The organism is Subsaxibacter sp. CAU 1640 (assembly GCF_023156585.1).
Classification (GTDB): Bacteria; Bacteroidota; Bacteroidia; order Flavobacteriales; family Flavobacteriaceae; genus JBPOFM01.
The window spans coordinates 185,345-210,625 of record NZ_JALNMI010000006.1 but is presented as its reverse complement, the minus strand read 5'-3'; the positions used below and the strand labels follow the sequence as shown (position 1 = coordinate 210,625).

Below are 25,281 nucleotides of genomic sequence, written 5' to 3'. Positions count from 1 at the left end.
CACTCCGGTCTGGCCAGAAAGAAAACCTGACGTCGCATCCGAAAGCGTGAACTCTCCAATGCCCCCACCAAGGTCGCACGAACGCAAAGGCCCCGAAACACCATACGTGGGCAAAGGGTTGACCGATAGGGTAAAGCTCAAAGAAGCAAAACATAATGTATTTACATCATTTTGAACCCGTACATATATTGTTTGTGGATTTGAAATATTGACGTAAGGACTACCTATTGGATTCAAATTGTAATCAGCATCATTTTGTGACAAATGATAAGAAAGTGTAACTCCAGTTTCTCCATTTAAGATAATAGGTGTTTGAGAAGCTAAATCAAATGATGTAAAACCATCGTTTGTTCCGTCTTCATCACACAACACTAAATCATCCGGTTGTGTTAATACAATTCCAGAAGTTACAATCAAATCAAATGTTGTAGTTGTATAACAAGGTGTATTACTAGAATTTTCTAATCTCACAAACATAGTTTGTGGATTAACAGTATTAGTAAACAAGTTTGGCAATGGGTTAGAACCACTTTCGGCATCTGCTTGACTTAAGTGATAAGATACATTTATACCTGTTTGACCTCCAATTGCTTCTGCATCTTTCGTGGATAAATCAAACTCTGTAAAATCGTCTACAACAGCATCATCACACAACATATAATCCGAAATAGGGTTAACTACAGGGTTTGCAAAATATGTTACCACTACAGATTCAGGCAAAGAACAACTTTGGTCAGTAACAGTCACGGTGTAAGTCCCTGAATTTGGAGAAGAAACAGTAAGTGTTGGATTGGTTTCTCCTGGTAAATCCGTTCCATCCAAATCCCATTGATAAGTTGCGGTAGATGATTCAATATCACCGTTTAAAACGATATCTGCATCTCCTTCACATAGATTTCGATCAGGACCGGCATCTACAGTAAAAGGTACATCTTTACTGACAGTTACATCGTCAGTGACTGTCACTACATCTCCATTACAATTTGTATAAACTACTCTTGCCGTATATGTAGTTGGCACTGTTGGACAAACATTCAAAGTAGGAGTAGTGCCTATTACATTACCCCCTGAATCCAACCAAGCAAAATCTATTACACTTGGTCCAGCAGGAGTAAAACGCCATGCTTCATCAACTGCCGTCCACGGGGAATTTGATGTATTTCTTCCAGGCGGCACAAATGCAGTGGTACCTGCATCATTTTGAATACCCACCACTGCGTTGCCATCATTCCAACCCGGACATGACGGCTTATTCTTAATATAAATATCTATAACATTAGTGGTTTCATAAAAAACCGCCATATGAGTTGCCAAAAGACTGTTACATGATGAGGAATACATAGGTACATTATAAAACGATACAGCCAACACTCTATTTGGTGCTGTACCAATAATTTCCCAAGCAATTTGCTCGTTATTGGAAACAGAAGGGTCAATATCATGGCAAGGCGTGAATACATTAGCCTCTCCTAAAGTTTCATTTGCATTATTAGGAAGATTCTCATCAAAACTCCAACCATTAGATGTATCTGACCCATTTACATCAAAACGAATAACACCATTAGAACCTACTTGAAATTGAGTTTCAATGTTTGTGAAAAAACAAAAGTCGAAAGGAAGATTCTCTACAGTCGACCATCTATCATCTTGGTTAGGATTCAACGAATTTGTTAGACCTTGAAAAGGAAACGGAGGTACAAATGGAATTGCGGAAACCGTATAAGTGTTCGTCTCACCTATCTCCAAAAAATCGGCTGTAATATCTGTACAAGTATCAGCACAATCTATCGTAATATCCGGACCTGCATCTACATATGGGTTTCCCGGACCTGAACCACCAATTTGTGCTGTAAGTCTTACAGGACTGCTCGAACAGCCATTGGGATTTGTATCGGTCACAATAAGAGTTACTGTATAAAGCCCGGCAACAGGATAAGAATGTGTTACGTTTTGACCAGTCGCCGTAGTGCCATCACCAAAATCCCATGTGTAAGTTGCTCCTGCACCAGATGAAGAAAAGGTAGCACTTCCATTAAATGTGATAACTTCATCTACGTCTGCTATGACACTATTTGTTCCAGCATCAAACGCTGGATCAGTACTGTCAATGCTTGCAACTATTGTTTGACATGGTGTATAACAGTTGATGGTAGCAGCCCAACCTGGCCCATTTCCAGAATCATCTGACACCCATTCAATTGTTAAACATCCTGATGCGTTGCCAGCTGAAGCCTGAACCAATCCTGGACTATTTGCAGCACCTCCTGAAAAAGAGCCAAGTACTGGTGCCGCTGTACTGTCACCATCATAAATAGTCATAATGTCCCTATTCAGCTGTGTATTAAATAAAGTAAAATTCAACTGAATGATATCACCAGGACTTGGTGGGCATATTTTTAATACTAAAGCTTCATTACTCGTATAGTTTCCAGACGCACCACCAGAGTCATAAAAATTTCCTGTGCATTGTGATACAGTGCCATTCTGCATGAAGACATCTTGAGAGAATGTTATATAGGAAACTAATAAAAATAGTATGAGGGTAAATTTTTTCATCATTATAGGATTTAGTCGTGTTGCGATTTTATCACAATGTAGTAAGTTGTGTTATCAACCGAATATATTGCAGAATTTCTACTGTAAAAATCAAACTTGTATTTCAATGGATTAAAATCAGAAGGATTAAAGTTTAGGTCGCGAGACAGGCTTGGGATGAAGTCGTTAAACAACTCCACTTGAGACAGTTTTGTAAAGCTACTCATATCTTTATCTCCGGCATCTACAATTTCTACCCTATTTCGTAGAATGTTTTTTACATCTTTAAGACGTTGAGAATGACTCAATATATCATTCTCTGCTCTGTCACCGTAAACCTCCTTAATTTTTAAAAGTTCGTCAGAAGTTAATGGGTCATTGACATTTTCATCATATACGACGACAGGAAGTGGGTCTTGTTTTGATTTGGATTGCGACATGACGCTGTGTTGGATTAAAATTACCAACACTAACGCCAAGAAAACGTGTAGTTTAACTCTCATTGCTCTTATTTTGATTTTTTAAGGTTTGAAATTTAAGTATTTTTTAAGGAACAAACTGTTAATACGTTAATGAAATTAACGACTAAACATAACATTGATATAACATTTGAAATTTAAAAATTCCTACCTATCGCAGAATATTTTTAATGCTTATCTTTGCAGTCTGTTTAAATGGAAGATAGTTCAGCATTTATTAAAATGAGAGTAAAAAACAATATAGAAGATTTTGAATCATTGGGTGATGACCATGTAGGCACTTCGGCAAATACACCGATGCGTGAGGATGCTTTTAAGTTGTCTCAAGAGGAGAAAATAGAAATCATCACAGATGATGTTAGACATATTATGGAAACCTTGGGCCTAGATTTGACCGATGACAGCCTTAAAGGCACACCATTACGAGTTGCTAAAATGTTTGTAAAAGAACTTTTTGGAGGATTGGATCCAAAAAGAAAGCCCTCCGCTTCTACTTTTGAAAACAAGTATAAGTATGGTGAAATGCTTGTGGAGAAAAATATAACAGTTTACTCCACTTGTGAACATCATTTACTTCCCATTGTAGGAAAGGCACATGTGGCCTATATTTCGAATGGAAGTGTGGTAGGTCTTTCTAAAATGAATCGAATTGTAGATTATTATGCAAAACGCCCCCAGGTACAAGAACGTTTGACCATTCAAATAGTAAAAGAACTTCAACAAGTTTTGAATACTGAAGATGTGGCTTGTGTCATAGACGCAAAGCATTTGTGTGTGAATTCTAGAGGTATCAGAGATGTGGATAGTAGTACAGTTACTTCGGAGTTTGGAGGAAGATTCAAAGAAAAAGAAATGAAGCGTGAATTTTTAGATTATATTAAATTAGACACTAGTTTTTAAATTGCTTCCATCTTATTAAAAATTAAGCTCAATAATGCATCTTTACAATTCCCAAAAAATAAACATTTACAATTCCTTAAGCGGAGAAAAAGAACTGTTTGAACCTATACATCAAGGCTATGTAGGTATGTATGTTTGCGGTCCAACGGTTTACAGCAATGTTCATCTTGGAAATGTGCGCACTTTCATGTCTTTTGACATGATTTTTCGTTATTTCAGGCATTTGGGATATAAAGTAAGATTCGTCAGAAATATTACAGATGCAGGACATCTGGAAAATGATGCAGATGTAGGTGAAGACCGAATTGCAAAAAAAGCGCGTTTGGAAGAAATTGAACCGATGGAAGTTGTTCAACGTTATACGGTTGATTTTCACAACATACTGAATACCTTCAATTTTTTGCCTCCAAGTATCGAGCCTACGGCTACTGGACATATCATTGAGCAAATTGAAATCATCAAAACAATCATCGACAAAGGATTAGCTTATGCGGTGAATGGTTCGGTCTATTTTGATGTATTGAAATACAATGAGACCAAACAATACGGTATTTTGAGCAAACGAAATGTTGAGGATTTAATTCACAATACGCGAGAGCTAGACGGACAAAGCGACAAGAAAAACCCTCAAGATTTTGCTCTGTGGAAAAAAGCAGAACCTCAACATATTATGCGCTGGCCTTCACCTTGGAGTGATGGATTTCCTGGGTGGCATTTAGAATGTACCGCCATGAGTACCAAATATTTGGGTGAACATTTTGACATTCATGGAGGCGGAATGGATTTGAAATTTCCTCATCATGAATGCGAAATTGCGCAAGGTGTAGCTTGTAATGGTGAAACACCTGTAAATTACTGGATGCACGCCAATATGCTGATTATGAATGGTAAAAAAATGGCGAAATCTACAGGAAATTACATACTGCCTAACGAAATTTTCTCTGGAGACAATCCGCACATCACCAAAGCATATTCGCCAAGTGTGGCAAGATTCTTTATGCTTCAAGCACATTATAGAAGTGTTTTAGACTTTACCAATAATGGACTTCTGGCAAGTGAAAAAGGCTTTTATCGATTGATGGATGCCATTAATATGTTGGATGAACTGAAAACCGCAACCTCTTCAACTTTCAATATTTCTGAATGGAAACAAGGTTGTTATGACGCCATGAACGATGATTTTAATTCGCCAATGGTTATTGCCAATTTATTTGAAGCTGTGAAGTTTATCAATCAAGTTAAAGATGGAAGTGCTTCCATTACCAAAGACGACCTTGAATTGCTGAAAAAGACCATGCATGATTTCACCTTCGATATTTTAGGTTTGGTCAATGTCACTAAAGCTGCTGAATCTACAACGGATAAATTGACTTCTGCAGTTGAATTGTTGATTCAGTTACGTCAAGAAGCAAGAGCCAACAAAGATTTTGCTTTGTCAGATAAAATCAGGGATGAGTTAGCAGCGAAAGGAATTCAATTAAATGACGGAAAGGAAGGTACCACCTTTTCCACAAATTAAATTTGACGACTGGGTTGATTATTGAATGAAAAAAATACTGACATACCCATTTTTGTTGCTCATCAAATTTTACCAACTCTTCATTTCACCTTTGACTCCTGCTACATGTCGTTTTCAGCCCACATGCTCACAATATGCCATGGAAGCATTACAAATTCATGGATTATTTAAAGGTGGTTTTTTAGCAGTGAAAAGGATTTTTAGTTGTCATCCTTGGGGACGAAGTGGTTATGATCCTGTGCCGAAGAAGGAAGACTAATTTATAATATCCATAACATAAAGTCTTTTTCAAAATAGTATATTTACGAATCTAAAACTAATCTAAATGCACTTTCTAAAATTCGTTTGGGATCCTTCAAAAGGGATTGACATCTTTGGCTTTTTCACATTACATTATTACAGTATGATGTGGATTGTTGCCTTTATTTTGGGATTTTTTATTACAAAACGCATCTATAAGAATGAAGGTCAAAGTGAGGAATCTTTAGATTCATTATTTATCTATTCCGTACTTGGAATCATGATTGGTGCTCGATTGGGCCATGTTATTTTTTATCAGCCAGAGCTTTTCAAAGATGATTTTTGGAGCATCTTTTTACCTTTCAGCTTTCAAAACGGATTTCGATTTACAGGTTTTCAAGGATTGGCAAGTCATGGTGCTGCTATTGGGATGATCATTTCCATGTATCTGTATAATAAAAAGGTACTGCACAAATCAGTTATTTGGATTCTGGATCGTGTAGTTATTCCTGTAGCTTCTGGTGCTGTGTTTGTGAGAATCGGTAATTTTATCAATTCTGAAATTGTTGGAAAACCTACTGGAACTGATTTTGGTGTTGTCTTTACCCAAAATGGTGAAGATTTTGCACGCCATCCAGCGCAACTGTATGAATCTTTCTCCTATATTTTCGTGTTTTTGATTCTTTATTATTTCTATTGGAAAACCAAGAAAAGTGAGCAGCAAGGCTTTCTATTCGGATTGTTTTTAGTGTTGCTTTGGACCATTCGTTTCTTTGTTGAGTTCGTCAAAGAGCCACAAAGCAAAGATGAATATTTCGCTATGATGGGATTGAATACAGGCCAATTGTTAAGTATTCCTTTTATTTTGATTGGTTTGTATTTTATGTTCGTCTATAAGCCTAAAACAAAGCTATCTTAATGAAACGACCTTGTTTAAAGCTAATTACTATAGTTGGATTGGGGATTTTAAGCTTTTCCGTTTCTTCTTGTAAAGAGGAAAAGAAAACAGTGAAGCCCGTTGTCATCAATTTCAAAAAAGAAGGCGAGCTAACTATTAAAAAAGCTGCAAACGATTCCATCATCAAAACCATCGATATAGAAATTGCCGATGATGATTATCAAACGCAAACAGGTATGATGTATCGTGACTCCATGGAAGATAATCAAGGTATGTTATTTGTGTTTCAGGATGCCAGATTTCATTCATTCTATATGAAAAACACTCGAATCCCTTTAGACATCATCTATATAGGTGCAGACAAGAAAATTGTCAGTTTTCAGAAGAATGCCAAAGCTTTTGATGAAACCTCTTTACCTTCTGAAGCTCCTGCACAATACGTCTTGGAAATCAATGCTGGTCTTGCAGACAAATGGAATCTTGCAGTTGGCGACTCTATAGATTATTCTTCTCTTTAAAATATTATAAATAAAAAAGACTGCCAAAATTGACAGTCTTTTTTGATTTACTATATTAGAAAAATTAGTTCTTCTCCTCTGGAGCTTCACCTTTACTTTTCAATGTATCATACATGATAGGTGTTGCAATGAAGATTGAAGAATATGTACCGACAATGATACCGATTATCAATGAGAACAATAAACCTCTCAAAGATTCTGCACCAAAAGCGAACATGGCTATCAATACAATCAAGGTTGTAAAGGATGTATTCAATGTTCTGCTCAACGTACTATTGATCGCCGAGTTGATATTCACACCACCTCTAAAACCTTTTTCATTTGTAACCTCACGAATTCTATCAAACACAACCACTGTATCGTTCAATGAATAACCGATTACCGTTAAGATGGCTGCAATAAAAGCTTGGTCAATTTCCATACTAAATGGCATGTATTTGTGAAGTAATGAATAAATACCCAACACAATCACCACATCATGGAATACCGCAGTAACAGCACCAAGAGAGAATTGCCATTTTTTGAAACGACCCAAAATATAAAGGAATACAACTACCAACGAGCCAAGAACTGCCCAGAAAGACTCTTTCTTGATATCATCAGCGATAGTAGGACTCACTTTACTAGAAGACATTTTTCCTAGTTTGGCTTCACCCGAACCTGTTTTAAAGTCTTCATATGTCATTCCATTAGGCAAAAACTTCTGTAACGCCATAAATAATTTAGACTGAACTTCTTCGTCAACTTCTGCCGAATTTTGATCGAACTTGTATTTGGTCGAAATTTTTAGTTCATGAGAACTTCCGATGGTTTTCACTTCGGCACTATTGAAAGTCTCGTTCAGTACTGGTGCCACTTCTTCAGGGCTCACATCTTGTGCAAAACGTACTTGGTAAGTACGTCCACCAACGAAGTCGATACCTTGATCTAATCCCTCAACAAACAATGAGCCGATACTGATAACCAATAATGCTGCAGAAACAACGTAAGATATTTTTCTCTTTTTAAGGAAATCGATATTTACATTTTTGAATAAGCCTTTAGTAATTGAAGTTGAAAATGCCAAGGTCTTTCCTCTGTTGATATACCAATCTACCAACAATCTTGTAATAAAAATAGCTGTAAACAACGATGTTACGATACCAATAAGTAAGGTTGTAGCAAATCCTTTGATAGGCCCTGTACCAAATACAAATAGTATGATTGCCGTTAAACCTGTAGTGATGTTCGCATCAAGGATTGATGATAGTGCATTGGCAAAACCATCCTTAACCGCTTCTTTTTGACTCTTGCCCTTCTCTATCTCTTCTCTAATACGTTCGAAGATAAGTACATTCGCATCAACAGACATACCAATGGTCAATACGATACCAGCCAGGCCAGGAAGTGTTAATACAGCTCCAAGGCCAGAAAGTACACCAAAAATCAATAAAATGTTGAACAATAAAGCAACGTCAGCAAACCAACCTGCTCTACCATAATACATAATCATCCATCCTAAAACCAAAGCCAAAGCCACCAAGAATGACATCATTCCGCTATCGATAGCTTCTTGACCCAATGATGGTCCTACCTCATCCGCTTGAACAATATCAGCAGAAGCTGGCAACTTACCTGCTCTTAAAACGTTAGCCAAGTCAATCGCTTCATTTAATGTGAAAGAACCTGAAATCTCTGAATTACCACCAGAAATAGCACCTGTTGTTACACCTGGAGCTGAATAAACGATGTTATCCAAAACAATGGCAATCTGGCTACCTTGAGCATAAGCTCTACCAGTCATAGCTTCCCAAATTTTGGCACCCTTGCTGTTCATTTGCATACTCACAGACGGTTTTCCAACTTGGTTATACGATTGGCGAGCATCTGTAATCACAGCCCCACTCAACTCTGGAGTATTTTCTCTATTTCCTTTAAGAGCATATAAATCAACAAATTCGCTGTCCTTTTCTTGGATTCCCCAGGCAAATTTCACATAACGCTGTTCTGCTGGCAATAAAGCTCTAACTTGTGGCATATCCAGATAAGACATTACCAAATCCGCATCTTTAGCCTCAAATGTACCTACTACAGGACCATTAGGATAACCTCTCAATAAATCAATCAAAGGGTTTACTGCAACATTCGTTGAATCTGTTCCTACTTCACCTGTAAGCTCCTTAATCTTATCATTAGCTTCTTCAGTAGAATCTTTTGCAACCTCATTCACAGGTTTTGCATCTACCAACGTTTTAAGAGTTTCGTTTGCTTCACCTAAAAAAGATGCCAACTCTTCTCCTCTATATACATCCCAAAACTCCAATTGAGCAGTACTTTGCAATAGCTTTTTGATACGCTCTACATCTTTAGCACCTGGCAACTCTACCAAGATACGTCCAGAGTTTCCTAGACGCTGAATGTTTGGAGAAGTCACACCAAATTTATCGATACGTTTACGCAAAACTTCGAATGCTGAAACGATAGACTCATCAATTTTTTGACGGATAATCGGTTTTACCTGGTCATCACTCATATCAAAAGTGATTTCCTCGCTTAATGTTCTATTGGCAAAAATTTCTGGTGAAGCCAATTTTTTGTCACCTTTGATGGCGTCAAAAGCCGTAAAGAAATCATCAACATACGTATTTTGGCTATCCTTTTGTAATTCAGACGCATCATCCAATGCTTTGTTGAACACTGGATCTTTGCTGTAGTTTGCCAATCCTTTCAAGATATCTTTCACAGAAATCTCAAGAATTACATTGATACCACCTTTAAGATCAAGACCAAGGTTCATCGCCTTATCTTTTACCTCATCATAGGTGTATTTGGCAATTCCCATATTGAACACTTCTTGGTTTGATAGGGAATCAAGATATTTTACTTCTGCTTCATTTCTTTTGGCAGGTTCATTTTGAAATTTTGATGCAGCATATTCTTCTGCATTTGCTTCAACTTGGTTGGCTTTGAATGTAAATGATAATTGGTATAAACTCACCAATCCAAATAACACTGCAAAGATTTTTACTAATCCTTTGTTTTGCATTATTCTATTATTTTAAGGTCAAATTTTTAAAACGGGCAAATATAGAATTTCCCTTAAAATCTGACAATTATTTATTTTTTTGATTAAATGATTTGTTGATGCATTCAAAATATCCTGAAATTGGATAATTGGCATCTAAAGAAAATGTAAAGTTAGATTGAAATAGGGCCGGCCCTTACTTCAGGAATGATGTGTGAAGAATTGTCTGTGATGATTACAACAGACCTATTTGCAATAGCTGTATTTTTTATGCAGCTATCAATGTTTTCAATGGATGCAAAAAATGCAGAAAATGGAATGTTTGGGTTTAAGAAACGGTCATAATCCTGTTTTGCAATCCAAAGCGCTTTTCCTGCCGCTCCATTGTTACCATTCGAATCTTTATGGATTTCGTAAATGTCTAAATTATAATCTTTAGAATCATTTTTTGGTAACTTGTCGTTTTGTTTGGAAGTGTAATCGAAAGCATAATTTTCACTTTCAGAAAGCGATTGTTTAATACATTCAATATCAACTGAACTGTAATAGGAAATCTTTAAATGGCCATCCTTTTGCTGGCTAACAAGAACATCATCAACTCCAAAATATTCTAATTGGTGTTTGATGTTGGCTATGGCAAGTTGTGATTGCTCTTCGGATACATTTTCAGAATTGAATTGAAGTAGAATCTCCTGATTAGGAGCGGATATTTTATTCTGAAAAATACCAACGCACGAAAGAGCAAGAACTAATGCAACTATGTACCATTTTGCTTTCATGCGCCAAATATACTATTTTTTGAGTTATACATTACAAGAAATTAAAATGCCTAAATTCAATGAGAACATCATCGACTTTAGGCACTTTTAATTATTATAAGTTTATCTTGCTTTTACAACAAATCATTCACATTTCTAACGCCTTCAGCACTTTCTGCCATACTCGCTTTCTCGGCATCATTCAATTCTATTTCAACGATTTTTTCAATTCCATTTCTTCCCAAAATTACTGGTACACCAATACAAATATCGCTCATTCCATATTCACCTTCCAACATTGCAGAACAAGGGAACATTTTTTTCTGGTCGCAAGCGATAGCTTGCACCAATGCGCTTACTGCTGCACCTGGAGCATACCAAGCCGAAGTACCTAATAATTTAGTCAAGGTTGCACCACCAACTTTAGTATCTTCCAAAACCTGATTCAATCTTTCTTCAGATAAAAATGCCGATGCCAGAACGCTGTTTCTTGTTGCCAATCGTGTCAAAGGAATCATCCCTGTATCACTGTGACCACCTATCACCATTCCGTCTACGTCACTGATTGGAGCTTCCAATGCTTCAGCCAATCTGTATTTGAAACGAGCTGAATCTAATGCTCCTCCCATTCCGATGATTCTATTTTTTGGTAAATCTGTTGATTTGTGAACCAAATAAGTCATCGTATCCATTGGATTACTCACAACAATGATGATGGTATTTGGAGAATGCTCGATTAAACTTGAAGAAACTGTTTTTACAATCCCAGCATTGATGCCTATCAATTCTTCGCGAGTCATTCCAGGCTTACGAGGAATTCCAGAAGTAATGACACAGATATCGCTATCAGCAGTTTTAGAATAATCGTTGGTAACACCTGTAATTTTGGTATCAAAACCGTTGAGAGAAGCTGTTTGCATCAAATCCATTGCTTTACCTTCGGCAAAACCTTCTTTGATATCCAACAATACAACTTCGCTTGCAAAATCTTTAATGGCGATGTATTCTGCGCAACTAGCACCAACGGCTCCTGCTCCAACTACTGTAACTTTCATAAGTTTATGTTTAAAATGTTAAGATTAAATGTTGCGCAAATTTAACATTTTTAAACCATAAATTATTTAAGATTGTCTTAAATCTAGAATGAAAAATTCAGGCCAACAGAAGCACTATCGAATTCAGCAAGTGTATAATCAGCATTTAAACTGAAAAAGCCCAATTTAAGATTGGCTCCAACTGTACCACGCACACCAGAAACATCTTGTTCTACCGAAAATGGATCAACGATATCTTGCGAGAACAACAAACCATCTGTAATACGATAAGTTCCCAAAAGATCCGTTTTGGATTTTCCTGTCATATAACCCAATCCGCCATAAAAGTTAATGACAGGTAATTTTGTTCCAACCATCAATTCGAATAACATTGTATTAATTTCCGTATCGATTTGTTGATTCTCTCCCTCAACATATTCACCATCAGTAAAATTGTAGCTTCCATTTAAGTGCGTATATGCGACCAATCCAGAAATTGCAACTGGGAACACCTTATCCGCTGGCAACCAAGATGTAAATTCCTGTTGAATCCCAAGTCCATAAAATCCTACTTTAACATCATCTGTGTCAACTTTTGGAAAAAATCTTGCTTTCAACTGTGTACCATTAAAAGGCGAAAAACTAGCTTGTAGAAATGCGGTTGGAATTAAATCAATGTTCTCTGAACCAATTCCTGTGGGCAATGTTAAAGGCACTTCCTGATTTCCAAACAATGGATCATCATAAGTGATGAAAATAGTAATATCTGGGTCGTTATGTCCGAGGGCAGTTGCCACCATTTTCGAAGAGCTGTTGTCTTCAAATCTGATATTTTCATAATCTGCAACATTCATTTGAAACGATTTTTTCTCGTCTTTTATAAATGAGACGTTCCCTACGAGAGAAATTTCGAATCCATATTTTTTTGGAGCTTTTGCGTTATTAAACCATCCGTTATTGATTCCAAAAGCCAAACCTTCAGAGCCTGGAGCCAAATAATCAGTGCTGAAGCGTTTTGCATCGTTGATACCTGCCGTCAATAAATCGTTGATGTTTTCTTGTGCTTTTAAAGTTGATACAGCAATTGAAAAGCCTATTAAGAGAAGTACTTTTTTCATTTTTATATTTTTTGTAGGTTTTAATATTAACGAAAAAACACCTACAATAGTCTTTGAAGGTGTTTTTTATTTAAGCTAGTTTTATTTTATGCGTCGATATTGGCGTAAACCGCATTTTTCTCGATAAACTCTCGACGAGGTGGCACCTCATCACCCATCAACATTGAGAAGATTCTATCCGCTTCACTACCATTATCAATTTGAACCTGCCTTAAAGTTCTAAATTCAGGATCCATGGTTGTGTCCCAAAGTTGCTCGGCATTCATCTCACCAAGACCTTTGTATCGCTGAATATTGACGCTTCCACCAAATTCTTCAGCAATGGCATCGCGCTCTTTATCTGACCAAGCATATTGCTTTTTGTTTCCTTTTTTAACCAAATATAAAGGAGGAGTTGCAATGTAGATATGACCATTTTCAATCAATTCTTTCATATATCTGAAGAAGAAGGTCAAAATCAATGTAGCAATGTGGCTACCATCAATATCGGCATCACACATAATAACTACTTTGTGATATCTCAATTTTGATAGATTCAAGGCTTTGCTGTCTTCTTCTGTTCCAATGGTAACACCCAACGCTGTAAAAATGTTTTTAATCTCTTCATTTTCAAAAACCTTATGAGTCATTGCTTTTTCAACATTCAAAATCTTACCTCGTAACGGAAGAATCGCCTGGAAATTCCTATCTCTTCCAGCTTTTGCAGTTCCACCTGCCGAATCTCCCTCAACCAAAAACACTTCACATTTTGAAGGATCCTGTTCAGAGCAATCGCTTAATTTCCCCGGCAAACCTCCGATACTCATAACGGTTTTTCTTTGAACCATCTCACGAGCTTTTTGTGCTGCGTGGCGCGCTTGAGCAGCCAACATTACCTTTTGAACAATCGTTTTTGCGTCATCTGGATGTTCTTCCAAATAGTCAGTCAACATTTCCGAAACGGCCTGACTTACAGACGCAGAAACCTCTCTGTTACCCAATTTAGTTTTGGTCTGCCCTTCGAATTGTGGTTCGGCAACTTTAACTGAAATGATCGCCGTTAAACCTTCACGGAAATCATCACCAGCTATTTCGAATTTTACATTTTTCAATAATCCTGACTCATCGGCATATTTCTTTAAGGTCATTGTCAAACCTCTGCGGAAACCAGATAAGTGCGTTCCTCCTTCGTGTGTATTGATATTATTGACGTAAGAATGAAGATTTTCAGCATACGATGTATTGTAAACCATTGCTACCTCAACAGGTACGCCATTTTTCTCTCCTTCAAATGCAATGACATCTTTCATCAAAGGCTCTCTGTTTCCATCCAAAAACTTGATGAATTCTTTCAAACCTTCCTCGCTGTAAAAGGTATCACTCTCATATTCACCTTTTTCATCTTTATGACGCTTATCCACCAAATGAATTGTGATGCCCTTATTCAAATACGCCAATTCGCGCAATCTACTGGCCAATGTATCATAACTGTATTCTGTAGTTTGCGTAAATATGGTTGGGTCTGGCTTAAAAGTAACAGTCGTACCTCTTTTTTCAGTATCTCCAACTTGCCTAACTGGATAAAGCGCTTTTCCACGCTCGTATTCTTGCTCCCAAATTTTACCGTCTCTATAAACAGTGGCTTTTAAATGGTCTGACAATGCATTCACACAACTCACACCCACACCGTGCAAACCCCCAGAAACCTTATAAGAATCTTTGTCGAATTTACCACCAGCACCTATTTTAGTCATTACAACCTGAAGGGCAGACACACCTTCCTTTTTATGTATATCAACTGGAATACCACGACCATCATCTTCTGTTGTGATGGAATTGTCCTCGTTGATGATAACTGTAATGTTGTTACAGTGACCTGCCAACGCCTCATCGATAGAATTGTCAACAACCTCATATACTAAATGGTGAAGACCTCTTGTACCAACATCACCAATATACATTGAAGGACGCATACGTACGTGCTCCATTCCTTCCAAGGCCTGAATACTATCTGCCGAATAATTATGCTTGTTAAACTCTTCTTTTGCTTCGCTCATAAAATTTAAATTAATCTTGATTTGAGTTCATAAAAAAAATGCCTGTATCGGCATTATTTTAGGATACCTACAAAGATACAAAACAATGAAGCTTTTTGAAAGTTTTTTATCAATTATAGATCAAAATTATCAACATTTGTTAATTACTCGAAAGTGTCTTAAATCGTCTAAAAAGTGCCTTAAATTTGATTTTATCGAATTTCAACATCTTCAATAAACTGCAGAAAAGAATAAAACACTACACAGGCTTTAATTTTAAAATAAGTTCGAAATATTTAACTATTTATTCCTGATGATTTCCTTTAGGAACTAACCCATTTTAAGTTTATCTAACATTTCGTCTGTTATGTCATCCGAATAAATGCCATAACCATTTACCAATTGTCCCTTTAAACCATATTTATCTGATGAAATAGCATATAGAATGCTATTATCGTCTGGATCGCTCATGCCTTCAAATCGAAAGTACTCATCGATTTCAAACTCACTATGGAACACTTTGAATTCCCCGTTGCGACATTCAATACAGTTTTGCTTTAAATTGAAGTCTTCAACATATCCTTCCTCTCGAAGTACATTCATCGCCTGACTTAAAGTTTCAAAATCTCTCATGGCTCTATTTTTAATTGTGACTCTATCTTTATTTCGCCTTTTAGCATTTTTTCAATGGGACAATTGGCACCCATTTCCAAAAGTCTTTGTCGTTGTTCACTATCCAGATTACCAATTAATTCAATCTCTTTCCTAAAAGTGACAGTTTGTGTACTTAAGTTACGCTTAAATCCAACGTCCACAATGACTTTTTGTAAACCCCACCCTTTTCTGTCAGCATACATTCGTATGGTCATCGCAGAACATGCCGCCAAGGAAGATTCCAATAATTCTGTGGGTGTAAAGCCTAGATTTTGCCCTCCAACACTTTCAGGTTCATCTGCCGTAATGATATGGTTTTTTGCCTGAATTTCAGTTTTATACAATTGAATGCCTATAGTAGCGGATACGGTTTTCATAATAGAATTTTAGTGGTTTTATTTTGAATATCAAGCTCCGAAGCGTTTCGGTTCGGGCAAAGGAATACGAACTGTTTCGGTAGGGACGTCTGGAAATTTCTGGTCTTTCCAATCCCTTTTGGCTTTCTCAATCAATGCCTTATCAGATGCAACGAAATTCCATTCGATGAAGCGTTCTTCCCGGAAAGCTTCGCCCCCAAAAATATAAACCGTCGAATTCTCCTGTATTTCAAACTCACAAAGCGTCGCATCTTTCGCAACCAAAAGCTGTTTCGAACCATAACTATGACCATCACTTTTAATGCTTCCATCCAAAATATAAAGCGCACTTTCCCCGAACAACTGTTCGCCAATGGAAATAGTCTTGGTTTCGCTGGATTTGATTTCGATAAAATACAGTTCGCTGTAAACAGGTACAGGTGACTCCTTGCCAAACGCCTTGCCTGCTATGAGTTTATACTGAACAGCATCGTCTTCCCAACTAGGAATTTCCGAAGCAGCCACGTGTGTAAATGACGGTGCACATTGTTCATCTGCTTTTGGCAAGGCTACCCAAATTTGCAGACCATGAAGCATTTTTTTTGAATGTCGTAAACGTTCTGGAGTGCGTTCGGTATGAACAACACCTTTTCCAGCTGTCATCCAATTGACCGCTCCTGGTTCAATTTCAACGGCAGTCCCCAAACTATCTCGGTGGAACACAGCACCCTCAAATAAAAAAGTTAAGGTTGACAAACCAATATGTGGATGCATGGCAATATCCATATTTTCTTCATCACTCATGCAAACTGGTCCAATGTGATCTATAAAAATAAAAGGCCCAACCATGCGTTTTTGACGGAATGGTAACAGTCTACCCACCATAAAATTGCCGATATTGGCGGCGCGTTCTTCAATAATTAATTTAGTATTCGACATAGATTTTGGTGATTTAAAGTTGGTCGTAACCGTTAAATTTTTTGCTTACCATATATTTCCATTCCGAATGTTTTTTGAGATAAGCAAACACATAAGGACAAAATGGCAAGAGCAATTGATTCTTTTCTTTTATATAGTTAAAGGTTTTTTCAACTAAAGCTGCTGCCACACCTCGACCTCCTAATAGTTCTGGAACTTCGGTATGCACCAAAGCGATTTGGCTACCATAATCTTTATAGTCAATAAAAGCAATATGTCCATCGATTTCTATTTCGAAACGCTTTTTGGTTTCATTCTTAATCAATGGTACAGTTATAAATTCGTCTTTCATTTTCCTTAAATATATAAAAAAAAGCAACCCGTTTTTGAGCTGCCTTCTTTTGTTAACAATTTAATCTTCCAAATATCCGAATTTGCCCGTGTTGAAATCCTGAAACGCTTCAATCAATTCTTCATGGGTGTTCATCACAAAAGGACCATGGGCTGCAATTGGTTCATTCAAAGGTTCACCGCTTAACACCAAAATTACGGCATCATTTTCAGCTTCAATAGTAAAGCTTTCACCATCGTTACTGAACATCACAAAGTGATCTTGTGGTGCTTCAGTATTGTCATTTATTTTTGCGTCGCCTTCCACCATCAACAACGCTGTGGTGTAATTTGAAGGAAACGACAATTCGGTCTTTACGCCTTTTTTCAACCTTACATTGAACATATTCAGAGGTGAAAAAGTTGATGCAGGGCCTTTATTGCCCTTGTAATCTCCCGCAATAACTTCTACTTCGCCATCACCATTCGGCAATCCAACACGTTTCATTTCTGAATTAGAGATGGCCTGATATTTTGGTGGACTCATTTTATCTTTAGCTGGTAAATTCACCCAAAGTTGCACCATTTGGAATTCTCCACCTTTTTTACTCCATTCGGTTTCATGAAATTCTTTGTGCAGTACTCCACTAGCTGCAGTCATCCACTGTACATCACCTTCACCAATGATACCTCCACCACCAGAACTATCACCATGCTCCACTCGACCTTTGTACGCGATTGTAACCGTTTCGAAACCTCTGTGAGGATGCACACCAACACCTTTAGGTTTATCTGTTGGTGGAAACGTGTATTTACTATTGTAATCTAGCATGATAAATGGGTCCATACGTTTCATTGTGGACGTTCCTGGTATAAAGTTATGAACTCTAAAACCATCACCCACAAAATGTGGAACGCCAGGTTTTGTTACTTTTTCTATGCTTCTTGTTTTCATTTTTGTGTCCTTTCTAATTTGATTTTTAATTCATGTTAAGTTTACAAGCCAATTCAATTTCAAAAGCGTTATCCAAAAATTTATTCTTTAAAGAAACGGCTCTTTGATTGCGATAAGCTCTACTTATATTCGTCTTGAGGTCTTCATTGGTCGAAAATGTTGCTATTATCACTTCTTTGTTGAAAAGTTTTGCAATGGTTTTCAACTTTTGTTTATCGGTCTCATCGAAAGAGTTGTCTATTGCAACGATTCGATAATCCTGTTGTTGAAGTATGGTCAAAGCTCCCTCTACGGTTTCAACTTTGTCCAATTTCCAATTCAGGATTTTGGCAGAGATGCTTTGGTTTGAAATGATTAATGCTTTAAAATGTTTCATGCTGTACTCCTTTCTTTTATACAATGTAAAATTACCTCAACAACAGAAGATATGCATTGATGTATGGTAAGAAAGAAATGTAATTAGTAGGGCTTGAAGTTCTCCTTTGCAAGTGCTTTTCTAACTCGGCTCAAACTTTCTGGAGTGACGCCAAGATAAGATGCAATCATCCATTGCGGAACTCGTAAAGTAACATCCGGATAAGTCTTGATAAAATCGAGATAGCGTGTTTTGGCCGATGCTCCCAATAATAAACTCACTCGCTTATACAAAGATCGAATGTGGTTTTGCAACAAACGCTCATTATGGACGCGGAAATTAGGATTTATCTCCGTAACTTTATTGATGAAATCCTGATTGATCATTACCACAGTTGTGGGCTCTATGGCATCTATATAATAAGTTGATGGTTGCTGAAAATAGGCACTCCCGCGGTCACTTACTATCCAATTTTCTGTAGCGAATTGCAGAATGTTTTCCTTGCCTTCTTCATTTAAAGCATAAAACCGTAACAACCCTTTTTCAACAAAAAAAGAGTGGTTGCAAATTTCTCCTTCTTTTAAAAGAAACTCGCCTTTTTCAACTGTTTTTGAAATGATTAAATGGTCAATTTGAGCAATTTCATCTCTGGAAAGTTCACACTTTTCCAAAAAGTACGTTTTAAAATTGTTCAATTCCATATACTTTAACCAAAGTTACATTTGAGTATGATTTCTAACCTCAAAAGGTTTAGGAATATCCGCTTCGCTTTCACCCAAATTCTGACGAATATCTATTTCAATACCTCTTGAAATTGCAGAAATAGGAACGTCATTAGCAGACCCTTCAAATGGGTTTTCTCCCACTCGACCTATACGATTCATAGTATGAAATACCCACATGACCGCAACTGAAAAAGGAACGGATAACCACACAATCCAATTGGGACAATTTCCAATTTTTTCTGAAATTTTTACGGCTATTTCACCAAACTGCGATGCCATTGCCAAAGGGAGAATTAATAAAAAAATCCACGTGAAGTAATGCATCAATGAAGCAAATTGCCTTGGATATGGAAAGTTTTTGATACGCTCGGACTTTCCTTGGTGAGTGAATAATTCTTCCAAAACATTTTCCAATTCCAAAAATGAAAACTCCCAAATCAAGCCTCTTTCTTTCAACCTACGCAAATGCTTAGATTGCAAATACAAAACTGCTGTTTGCTTGTTGGTTTTACTGGCTAGGTATTTAAAATCGTCTTCAGTTAAGTAAGGTCTTATAGTTTCTTCAAAATTTTCATTGAATTCAGGCACATAAATTCTATTAGCCCATTCTTTATTGGTGTGTTCACCCATAACATATTCCCAAGGTCTGGATTGACGCATGGCATAACGCAAAGCAGTCAACCAAGCAACGTGTCTATGAATCACAATTTTTCTCTCATTTTGTAATTCTTCTTCCGAAATAGGATTTTTGGCATGATCATTATTGATAAAATCCTGTGCCATCATACCAAATGTTCTGGAAGAATTAACGATTGCTCCCCAAATTTGTCTGGCTTCCCAAATTCGACCGTATGCCGAATTACTTTGAAAACCTATAATAAATGCTACGGCAGTACCAATAAGCGCCACTGGTGTAAATGGAAATTGTATGAGTTGGTCGCTAATTACGAATATAGCGACTTCAATAATGGCCACAACTAGGAACACCAAGGTTTCATAACGTGTCCATAGCACCATATCCTTTATTCCAAATATCTTCTTGGTGTACATAAAGATTATTTATGGATATAAATTTAGCATAAAATATTAAGCCTTCACATAAGCATCTGAATGAACTTTCGCCACGGCTCTTCCGCTTGGGTCATTCATGTTTTTAAAGGCTTCATCCCATTCCAAAGCAATTTTTGTGCTGCAAGCCACACTTGCTTCTTGCGGTACGCTCAACGCAGCGGCATCACTTGGGAAATGTTCAGCGAAAATTGAGCGATAGAAAAACTCTTCCTTGTTTGTAGGTGTTTGAATAGGAAATTTATACTTGGCATTTTTCAATTGTTCATCCGTTACTTCGTGAGAAACCATTTCTTTCAAAGTATCAATCCAGCTGTAACCAACGCCATCGCTAAATTGTTCTTTCTGTCTCCACGCCACACTTTCTGGCAACATATCTTCGAATGCTTTGCGCACAACCCATTTTTCCATACGTTCGCCATTGATCATTTTGTCTTGAGGGTTGATGCTCATTGCAACATCCATAAATTCTTTATCCAAAAATGGTACGCGACCTTCAATTCCCCAAGCGGCTAGACTTTTGTTGGCACGCAAACAATCATACATATGAAGCTTGCTCAACTTTCGGACTGTTTCCTCGTGAAATTCTTTTGCATTTGGCGCTTTATGAAAATAGAGATAACCACCAAATAATTCATCGGCACCTTCGCCAGAAAGCACCATTTTTATTCCCATTGATTTAATGACACGAGCCATCAAATACATAGGTGTGCTGGCGCGAATGGTTGTGATGTCATAAGTCTCCAAATTATAAATCACATCTCTTATAGCGTCCAAGCCTTCTTGAATGGTGAATTTAATTTCGTGATGAACCGTACCAATGTGGTCTGCAACCTTACGAGCTGCTGCCAAGTCTGGAGAACCTTCCAACCCTACAGAAAAACTGTGCAATTGTGGCCACCAAGCAGCCTGTGTATCATCTGATTCTATACGCTTTTCGGCATATTTTTTTGCAATTGCAGAGGTTATAGAAGAATCCAAACCACCTGAAAGCAGCACACCATAGGGCACATCACTCATCAATTGTCTATGTACAGCAGCTTCCAAGGCTTCTTTAATTTTTTGAATACTGGTTTCATTGTCTTTCACAGCATCATATTCTGTCCAATCACGCTTGTACCATCTTACAAATTCACCATTCGTGCTACTTAAATAATGCCCTGGCGGAAATAGTTCAATTTTAGTACAATATCCTTCCAAAGCTTTTAATTCAGAAGCCACATAGAATGTTCCATTCTGATCCCAACCTATATACAAAGGAATAATTCCCATATGGTCTCGAGCGATGAAATACTCATCTTTCTCAACATCATAAATGGCAAAGCCAAAAATGCCGTTCAACTCGTCAACAAAATCCACACCTTTTTCTTTGTAAAGCGCTAAAATGACTTCACAATCGCTTTCAGTTTGAAACTTATAATCAGGAAATTGTTTGCGCAACTGACGATGGTTATAAATTTCACCGTTAGCTGCCAAAATCAGTTGTTTATCTTCACTCAATAATGGCTGTTTTCCGGAAGCAGGATCAACAATTGCCAAACGCTCGTGAGCCAGAATAGCTTTTTCGTTGTTATATATTCCGCTCCAGTCTGGTCCACGATGGCGAATTATTTTTGCCATTTCCAATAGTTGAGGTCTTAAGTCTTCTGCTTTTTGCTTTAATTCGAAAGCACATACAATTCCACACATCTTCTTTTAAATTATTATGTATTGACACATTTCATTTTATTATTGGAAGCAAATATTAGATTATAACTACAAATTAAAAACATAAAATAATTTTTACATTATAAATTATAACAAATAACTAAATTTTTGATACAAATTCAAACTAAAACACCGCGTAAACCTTCAATTTTCTTGTGTTATGTAAATTTTAACAGTCATTCTCAACCTTCTTAAATGAAAATAATGCTATTTTTAGCTTCAATAAAAAATTCATATGATGAAAAAGAGAACTTTTTTAAGCTTAATTACCTTCACCTTATCACTATTTATTTCAACTACTGCCTTTGCTCAAGATTTTCCTGATTTGGATAAAAGCCCAATGGATGCGGCAACCTTTCCAGGGAATTACAAAGTTTCTGACAAGTTGATAAAGGTTATTTATAGCCGACCTCAACTCAAAGGTAGAACACTTGAAAAATTAGCTCCAAATGATGTTGTTTGGAGAACTGGCGCAAACGAAGCTGCTGAAATCACTTTTTATGAACCTGTAATGTTTGGCAAAACCAAAGTCAAAGCTGGCTCTTACACGCTTTTTACCATTCCAGGAGAGAAAGAATGGACAGTGATTTTGAGCTCTGAACTGAATGTTTGGGGAGCTTACACCTATAACAAAGATAATGATGTGGCAAGATTGAATGTTCCTGCGCAAAAAGCGAAACAACCTATAGAATCGTTTTCAATAGTTTTTGACGAATCAAAAACTGGAGCAACTATGTATTTAGGTTGGGCAGATGTTTTTATTGCAGTGCCTTTCGACAAGATTTAAAATAAGATATATCTATTTGAAAAATGCCTTGAGTTTTCAAGGCATTTTTGTTTTAAGGAATGTTCAAATATTTATGCGTTTGCAATGAGACTTTCCATTTGGGATTTGCCATTACATATTCTACAATTTCAGGAATGACTTTATCGCGCTTGCTCCATTCTGGTTGTAAGTATAGAATGCAATCCCTATTGACTTTTGAAGCTTGTTCTTCCGCAAAGCGAAAATCATCTTTATTATAAACGATTACTTTTAACTCATTGGCTTTATCATAAACCTTTTGGGTAGGAAGCTTCAGCTTTTTTGGAGACAAACAAATCCAATCCCATTCACCAGTCAATTCATAAGCACCTGATGTTTCAATGTGAACCTTCAAACCTCTATCTTTTAACTGCTTTGTGAGTTCTGTCATATCCCACGTCAATGGCTCACCACCAGTTACCACAATGGTATCGCTATATTTAGCAGCATTCTCGACAATCTGCGATGTTTCCGTTGGAGGATGTAATTCAGCATTCCAGCTTTCTTTGACATCGCACCAATGGCAGCCAACATCACAACCTCCCACTCTTATAAAATAGGCAGCCGTTCCTTTGTGAAAACCTTCACCTTGAATTGTATAAAATTCTTCCATCAAAGGCAGCATAAGACCTTTGTCAACCAACTCTTGAATCTCTTTCTTCATAAGCCGCAAAGATAGGAAACAGTCTTCAGTTGTAAGTCTTCAATCAGCAGATTTTCAGATTTGAAATAAAATCAATGGAATCATCATAGCTTCCCATTGTTGAAAACATTTTAGGCTGCATTGGTTCAAGATTGTTATTTTTATAAAAATTTTAAAATCGATGAGTAAAAAAGAGGAGTTTTTCAATCATATTGTCGAAGGAAATACTTGTAAGGGAGAATTTATAACCCTTGGTGCTGCAATGCTCGAAGGCGAAACGGTTACCAACGCATTTGTCAATGTACCTTTGAAAACATTGAACAGACACGGACTTATTGCGGGAGCAACCGGAACTGGTAAAACCAAAACTTTACAGGTATTGGCAGAAAACCTTTCCGATAAAGGTATTCCTGTTCTGTTGATGGATATCAAGGGTGACTTAAGTGGATTGGCACAACCGAGTCCGGGACACGCAAAAATCGATGAACGCCACGAAAAAATAGGCTTACCCTTTGAAGCTAAAAACTTTCCAGTTGAAGTATTGACACTTTCAGAACAACATGGTGTAAGACTTCGTGCAACCGTTAGCGAATTTGGACCGGTTTTGTTATCAAGAATTCTAGATCTTTCTGAAGCACAATCTGGTGTGGTTGCTGTTATTTTCAAATATTGTGATGACAACAAAATGCCGCTTCTCGACTTAAAAGATTTCAAAAAAATTCTACAGTACACCACACAAGAAGGCAAAAAAGAGTTTGAAGAGGCTTACGGACGCATCTCAACGGCTTCCACTGGAGCCATCCTTCGAAAAGTAGTGGAATTGGAACAACAAGGAGCGGATTTGTTTTTTGGTGAAACCTCATTTGAGGTAGATGATCTTTTGCGTGTTGATGAAAATGGACGAGGTTACATCAATATCATTCGTTTGACAGACATTCAAGACAGACCAAAACTGTTTTCGACATTTATGTTGAGTTTATTGGCTGAAATTTACTCCACATTTCCAGAGCAAGGAGATACTGGCAGACCAGAATTGGTTTTATTTATCGATGAAGCTCATTTAATATTTAATGAAGCTTCAAAAGCACTTTTGAATCAAATTGAAAGTATCGTAAAATTGATACGAAGTAAAGGTGTTGGTATTTATTTTGTGACGCAAAATCCTACTGATGTTCCTGAAGCTGTATTAAGTCAATTGGGATTGAAAGTACAGCACGCGCTCCGCGCCTTTACTGCCAAAGATCGAAAAGCAATCAAACTCACAGCACAGAATTATCCTGATACCGAATATTATGATACTGCAAGTGTCTTGACGTCTTTGGGAACAGGTGAAGCTTTAGTTTCTGCGCTTGATGAAAAAGGCCGACCTACTCCACTGGCAGCCACAATGATGCGTGCCCCAATGAGTAGAATGGATATTTTGACGGATTCTGAATTGAGCAATTTATTGGGCAAATCGAAATTGGTAAGAAAGTACAATGAAGTTGTGGACAGAGAAAGTGCCTATGAAATGCTTAACAAAAAGATTGAACAAGCTGAAGAAGAAGAGGCTAAAGAAAAAGCACGCCAAGAACGTGAAGAACTTAAAAAAGCCGAAGCAAAGCAACGTACCACATCTACCAGAAGACGCAGTACAGCAATGAACCCTGTTGTAAAAGTGTTGACGAGCGCCACGTTTATAAGAAGTGTTTTTGGAATTTTGAACAAAGTCATCAAGAAATAATCCTAACTTCTAAAACCTAAAATC

The 25,281-nt window shown here is 37.2% G+C and carries 24 protein-coding genes; 7 read left to right on the top strand and 17 right to left on the bottom strand.

What is annotated here, in order from left to right; all coding sequences use genetic code 11:
• Together M0G43_RS15755 and M0G43_RS15750 are read right to left on the bottom strand one after the other, a co-directional pair.
• Positions 1–2,556, bottom strand: a 2,556-nt coding sequence (locus tag M0G43_RS15755; RefSeq protein WP_248028119.1) for a PKD domain-containing protein, incomplete at its 3' end; no start/stop codon positions are given.
• An 11-nt stretch (positions 2,557–2,567) separates the two neighbouring features.
• Positions 2,568–3,038: a hypothetical protein gene (locus M0G43_RS15750; protein WP_248028118.1), complete on the bottom strand. Its 471-nt coding sequence runs from the start codon at positions 3,036–3,038 to the stop codon at positions 2,568–2,570.
• Between the two features lie 198 nt (positions 3,039–3,236).
• Between M0G43_RS15750 and folE the strand changes: the two genes are divergently transcribed.
• The 5 genes from folE (at position 3,237) to M0G43_RS15725 (ending at position 7,089) form a co-directional block, all read left to right on the top strand.
• Complete coding sequence (gene folE / locus M0G43_RS15745) at positions 3,237–3,914, top strand: GTP cyclohydrolase I FolE (protein WP_248028116.1); 678 nt, start codon at positions 3,237–3,239, stop codon at positions 3,912–3,914.
• Between the two features lie 34 nt (positions 3,915–3,948).
• Positions 3,949–5,433 carry a cysteine--tRNA ligase gene (gene cysS / locus M0G43_RS15740; RefSeq protein ID WP_248028113.1) on the top strand — a complete coding sequence of 495 codons (1,485 nt, stop codon included), beginning with the start codon at positions 3,949–3,951 and terminating at the stop codon, positions 5,431–5,433.
• 25 nt (positions 5,434–5,458) lie between these two features.
• Complete coding sequence (gene yidD / locus M0G43_RS15735) at positions 5,459–5,692, top strand: membrane protein insertion efficiency factor YidD (RefSeq protein ID WP_248028111.1); 234 nt, start codon at positions 5,459–5,461, stop codon at positions 5,690–5,692.
• A 66-nt stretch (positions 5,693–5,758) separates the two neighbouring features.
• Complete coding sequence (lgt, locus tag M0G43_RS15730; RefSeq protein WP_248028109.1) at positions 5,759–6,592, top strand: prolipoprotein diacylglyceryl transferase; 834 nt, start codon at positions 5,759–5,761, stop codon at positions 6,590–6,592.
• Positions 6,592–7,089, top strand: coding sequence for a DUF192 domain-containing protein (locus M0G43_RS15725; RefSeq protein WP_248028107.1), 498 nt, complete (start codon positions 6,592–6,594; stop codon positions 7,087–7,089). The genes lgt and M0G43_RS15725 overlap by 1 nt, the downstream gene beginning before the upstream one ends.
• A 64-nt stretch (positions 7,090–7,153) precedes the next feature.
• Here M0G43_RS15725 and secDF read toward each other — a convergent pair whose 3' ends face one another.
• The 14 genes from secDF to asnB form a co-directional block, all read right to left on the bottom strand.
• Positions 7,154–10,114, bottom strand: a complete 2,961-nt coding sequence (gene secDF, locus M0G43_RS15720; RefSeq protein WP_248028105.1) for a protein translocase subunit SecDF — start codon at positions 10,112–10,114, stop codon at positions 7,154–7,156.
• A gap of 152 nt (positions 10,115–10,266) precedes the next feature.
• Positions 10,267–10,872, bottom strand: coding sequence for a hypothetical protein (locus tag M0G43_RS15715; protein WP_248028104.1), 606 nt, complete (start codon positions 10,870–10,872; stop codon positions 10,267–10,269).
• 113 nt (positions 10,873–10,985) lie between these two features.
• On the bottom strand, positions 10,986–11,906 hold the full coding sequence (mdh, locus tag M0G43_RS15710; protein WP_248028103.1) for a malate dehydrogenase: 921 nt from the start codon (positions 11,904–11,906) through the stop codon (positions 10,986–10,988).
• An 83-nt stretch (positions 11,907–11,989) separates the two neighbouring features.
• Positions 11,990–13,003 carry a DUF6588 family protein gene (locus M0G43_RS15705; protein WP_248028102.1) on the bottom strand — a complete coding sequence of 338 codons (1,014 nt, stop codon included), beginning with the start codon at positions 13,001–13,003 and terminating at the stop codon, positions 11,990–11,992.
• An 86-nt stretch (positions 13,004–13,089) separates the two neighbouring features.
• The gene (gene gyrB, locus M0G43_RS15700; RefSeq protein ID WP_248028101.1) at positions 13,090–15,039 is read right to left on the bottom strand and encodes a DNA topoisomerase (ATP-hydrolyzing) subunit B; all 1,950 of its coding nucleotides are present in this window, start codon (positions 15,037–15,039) and stop codon (positions 13,090–13,092) included.
• A gap of 309 nt (positions 15,040–15,348) precedes the next feature.
• Positions 15,349–15,651, bottom strand: coding sequence for a phosphoribosylpyrophosphate synthetase (locus M0G43_RS15695; RefSeq protein ID WP_248028100.1), 303 nt, complete (start codon positions 15,649–15,651; stop codon positions 15,349–15,351).
• Entirely contained in the window at positions 15,648–16,049 is a 402-nt protein-coding gene (locus tag M0G43_RS15690) for an OsmC family protein (RefSeq protein WP_248028099.1), read from the bottom strand. Before M0G43_RS15690 ends, M0G43_RS15695 begins: the two co-directional genes overlap by 4 nt.
• Before the next feature lie 30 nt (positions 16,050–16,079).
• On the bottom strand, positions 16,080–16,967 hold the full coding sequence (locus M0G43_RS15685) for a pirin family protein (RefSeq protein ID WP_248028098.1): 888 nt from the start codon (positions 16,965–16,967) through the stop codon (positions 16,080–16,082).
• A 13-nt stretch (positions 16,968–16,980) separates the two neighbouring features.
• Positions 16,981–17,298, bottom strand: a complete 318-nt coding sequence (locus tag M0G43_RS15680; protein ID WP_248028097.1) for a GNAT family N-acetyltransferase — start codon at positions 17,296–17,298, stop codon at positions 16,981–16,983.
• A 60-nt stretch (positions 17,299–17,358) separates the two neighbouring features.
• Positions 17,359–18,231 carry a pirin family protein gene (locus M0G43_RS15675; RefSeq protein ID WP_248028096.1) on the bottom strand — a complete coding sequence of 291 codons (873 nt, stop codon included), beginning with the start codon at positions 18,229–18,231 and terminating at the stop codon, positions 17,359–17,361.
• Between the two features lie 25 nt (positions 18,232–18,256).
• Positions 18,257–18,607, bottom strand: coding sequence for a hypothetical protein (locus M0G43_RS15670; protein ID WP_248028095.1), 351 nt, complete (start codon positions 18,605–18,607; stop codon positions 18,257–18,259).
• Positions 18,608–18,690: 83 nt separating this feature from the next.
• Entirely contained in the window at positions 18,691–19,257 is a 567-nt protein-coding gene (locus M0G43_RS15665) for a Crp/Fnr family transcriptional regulator (protein WP_248028094.1), read from the bottom strand.
• A 45-nt stretch (positions 19,258–19,302) separates the two neighbouring features.
• Entirely contained in the window at positions 19,303–20,361 is a 1,059-nt protein-coding gene (locus M0G43_RS15660) for a bestrophin family protein (protein ID WP_248028093.1), read from the bottom strand.
• A gap of 36 nt (positions 20,362–20,397) precedes the next feature.
• Positions 20,398–22,068 (bottom strand): asparagine synthase B, encoded by a 1,671-nt coding sequence (asnB, locus tag M0G43_RS15655; protein ID WP_248028092.1) that lies wholly within the window; start codon positions 22,066–22,068, stop codon positions 20,398–20,400.
• 256 nt (positions 22,069–22,324) lie between these two features.
• On the opposite strand from asnB, the gene M0G43_RS15650 reads away from it, so the two are divergent.
• Complete coding sequence (locus tag M0G43_RS15650; RefSeq protein ID WP_248028091.1) at positions 22,325–22,873, top strand: DUF2911 domain-containing protein; 549 nt, start codon at positions 22,325–22,327, stop codon at positions 22,871–22,873.
• 52 nt (positions 22,874–22,925) lie between these two features.
• On the opposite strand, the gene M0G43_RS15645 is transcribed toward M0G43_RS15650, so the two are convergent.
• Positions 22,926–23,555, bottom strand: coding sequence for a 7-carboxy-7-deazaguanine synthase QueE (locus tag M0G43_RS15645; protein WP_248028090.1), 630 nt, complete (start codon positions 23,553–23,555; stop codon positions 22,926–22,928).
• 160 nt (positions 23,556–23,715) lie between these two features.
• On the opposite strand from M0G43_RS15645, the gene M0G43_RS15640 reads away from it, so the two are divergent.
• Positions 23,716–25,257: a helicase HerA-like domain-containing protein gene (locus tag M0G43_RS15640; protein WP_248028089.1), complete on the top strand. Its 1,542-nt coding sequence runs from the start codon at positions 23,716–23,718 to the stop codon at positions 25,255–25,257.
• Positions 25,258–25,281: the final 24 nt, after the last annotated feature.

Bases quoted from the DNA above. Each gene is read 5' to 3' on its own strand.
- yidD (WP_248028111.1), top strand. From the start codon at position 5,459: ATGAAAAAAATACTGACATACCCATTTTTGTTGCTCATCAAATTTTAC.
- M0G43_RS15670 (WP_248028095.1), bottom strand. From the start codon at position 18,607: ATGAAACATTTTAAAGCATTAATCATTTCAAACCAAAGCATCTCTGCC.
- M0G43_RS15640 (WP_248028089.1), top strand. From the start codon at position 23,716: ATGAGTAAAAAAGAGGAGTTTTTCAATCATATTGTCGAAGGAAATACT.
- M0G43_RS15680 (WP_248028097.1), bottom strand. From the start codon at position 17,298: ATGAAAGACGAATTTATAACTGTACCATTGATTAAGAATGAAACCAAA.
- asnB (WP_248028092.1), bottom strand. From the start codon at position 22,068: ATGTGTGGAATTGTATGTGCTTTCGAATTAAAGCAAAAAGCAGAAGAC.
- M0G43_RS15725 (WP_248028107.1), top strand. From the start codon at position 6,592: ATGAAACGACCTTGTTTAAAGCTAATTACTATAGTTGGATTGGGGATT.
- M0G43_RS15690 (WP_248028099.1), bottom strand. From the start codon at position 16,049: ATGAAAACCGTATCCGCTACTATAGGCATTCAATTGTATAAAACTGAA.
- mdh (WP_248028103.1), bottom strand. From the start codon at position 11,906: ATGAAAGTTACAGTAGTTGGAGCAGGAGCCGTTGGTGCTAGTTGCGCA.
- M0G43_RS15705 (WP_248028102.1), bottom strand. From the start codon at position 13,003: ATGAAAAAAGTACTTCTCTTAATAGGCTTTTCAATTGCTGTATCAACT.
- M0G43_RS15675 (WP_248028096.1), bottom strand. From the start codon at position 18,231: ATGAAAACAAGAAGCATAGAAAAAGTAACAAAACCTGGCGTTCCACAT.
- M0G43_RS15695 (WP_248028100.1), bottom strand. From the start codon at position 15,651: ATGAGAGATTTTGAAACTTTAAGTCAGGCGATGAATGTACTTCGAGAG.
- M0G43_RS15660 (WP_248028093.1), bottom strand. From the start codon at position 20,361: ATGTACACCAAGAAGATATTTGGAATAAAGGATATGGTGCTATGGACA.
- M0G43_RS15750 (WP_248028118.1), bottom strand. From the start codon at position 3,038: ATGAGAGTTAAACTACACGTTTTCTTGGCGTTAGTGTTGGTAATTTTA.
- M0G43_RS15650 (WP_248028091.1), top strand. From the start codon at position 22,325: ATGAAAAAGAGAACTTTTTTAAGCTTAATTACCTTCACCTTATCACTA.
- gyrB (WP_248028101.1), bottom strand. From the start codon at position 15,039: ATGAGCGAAGCAAAAGAAGAGTTTAACAAGCATAATTATTCGGCAGAT.
- M0G43_RS15715 (WP_248028104.1), bottom strand. From the start codon at position 10,872: ATGAAAGCAAAATGGTACATAGTTGCATTAGTTCTTGCTCTTTCGTGC.
- M0G43_RS15645 (WP_248028090.1), bottom strand. From the start codon at position 23,555: ATGAAGAAAGAGATTCAAGAGTTGGTTGACAAAGGTCTTATGCTGCCT.
- secDF (WP_248028105.1), bottom strand. From the start codon at position 10,114: ATGCAAAACAAAGGATTAGTAAAAATCTTTGCAGTGTTATTTGGATTG.
- M0G43_RS15685 (WP_248028098.1), bottom strand. From the start codon at position 16,967: ATGTCGAATACTAAATTAATTATTGAAGAACGCGCCGCCAATATCGGC.
- folE (WP_248028116.1), top strand. From the start codon at position 3,237: ATGAGAGTAAAAAACAATATAGAAGATTTTGAATCATTGGGTGATGAC.
- lgt (WP_248028109.1), top strand. From the start codon at position 5,759: ATGCACTTTCTAAAATTCGTTTGGGATCCTTCAAAAGGGATTGACATC.
- cysS (WP_248028113.1), top strand. From the start codon at position 3,949: ATGCATCTTTACAATTCCCAAAAAATAAACATTTACAATTCCTTAAGC.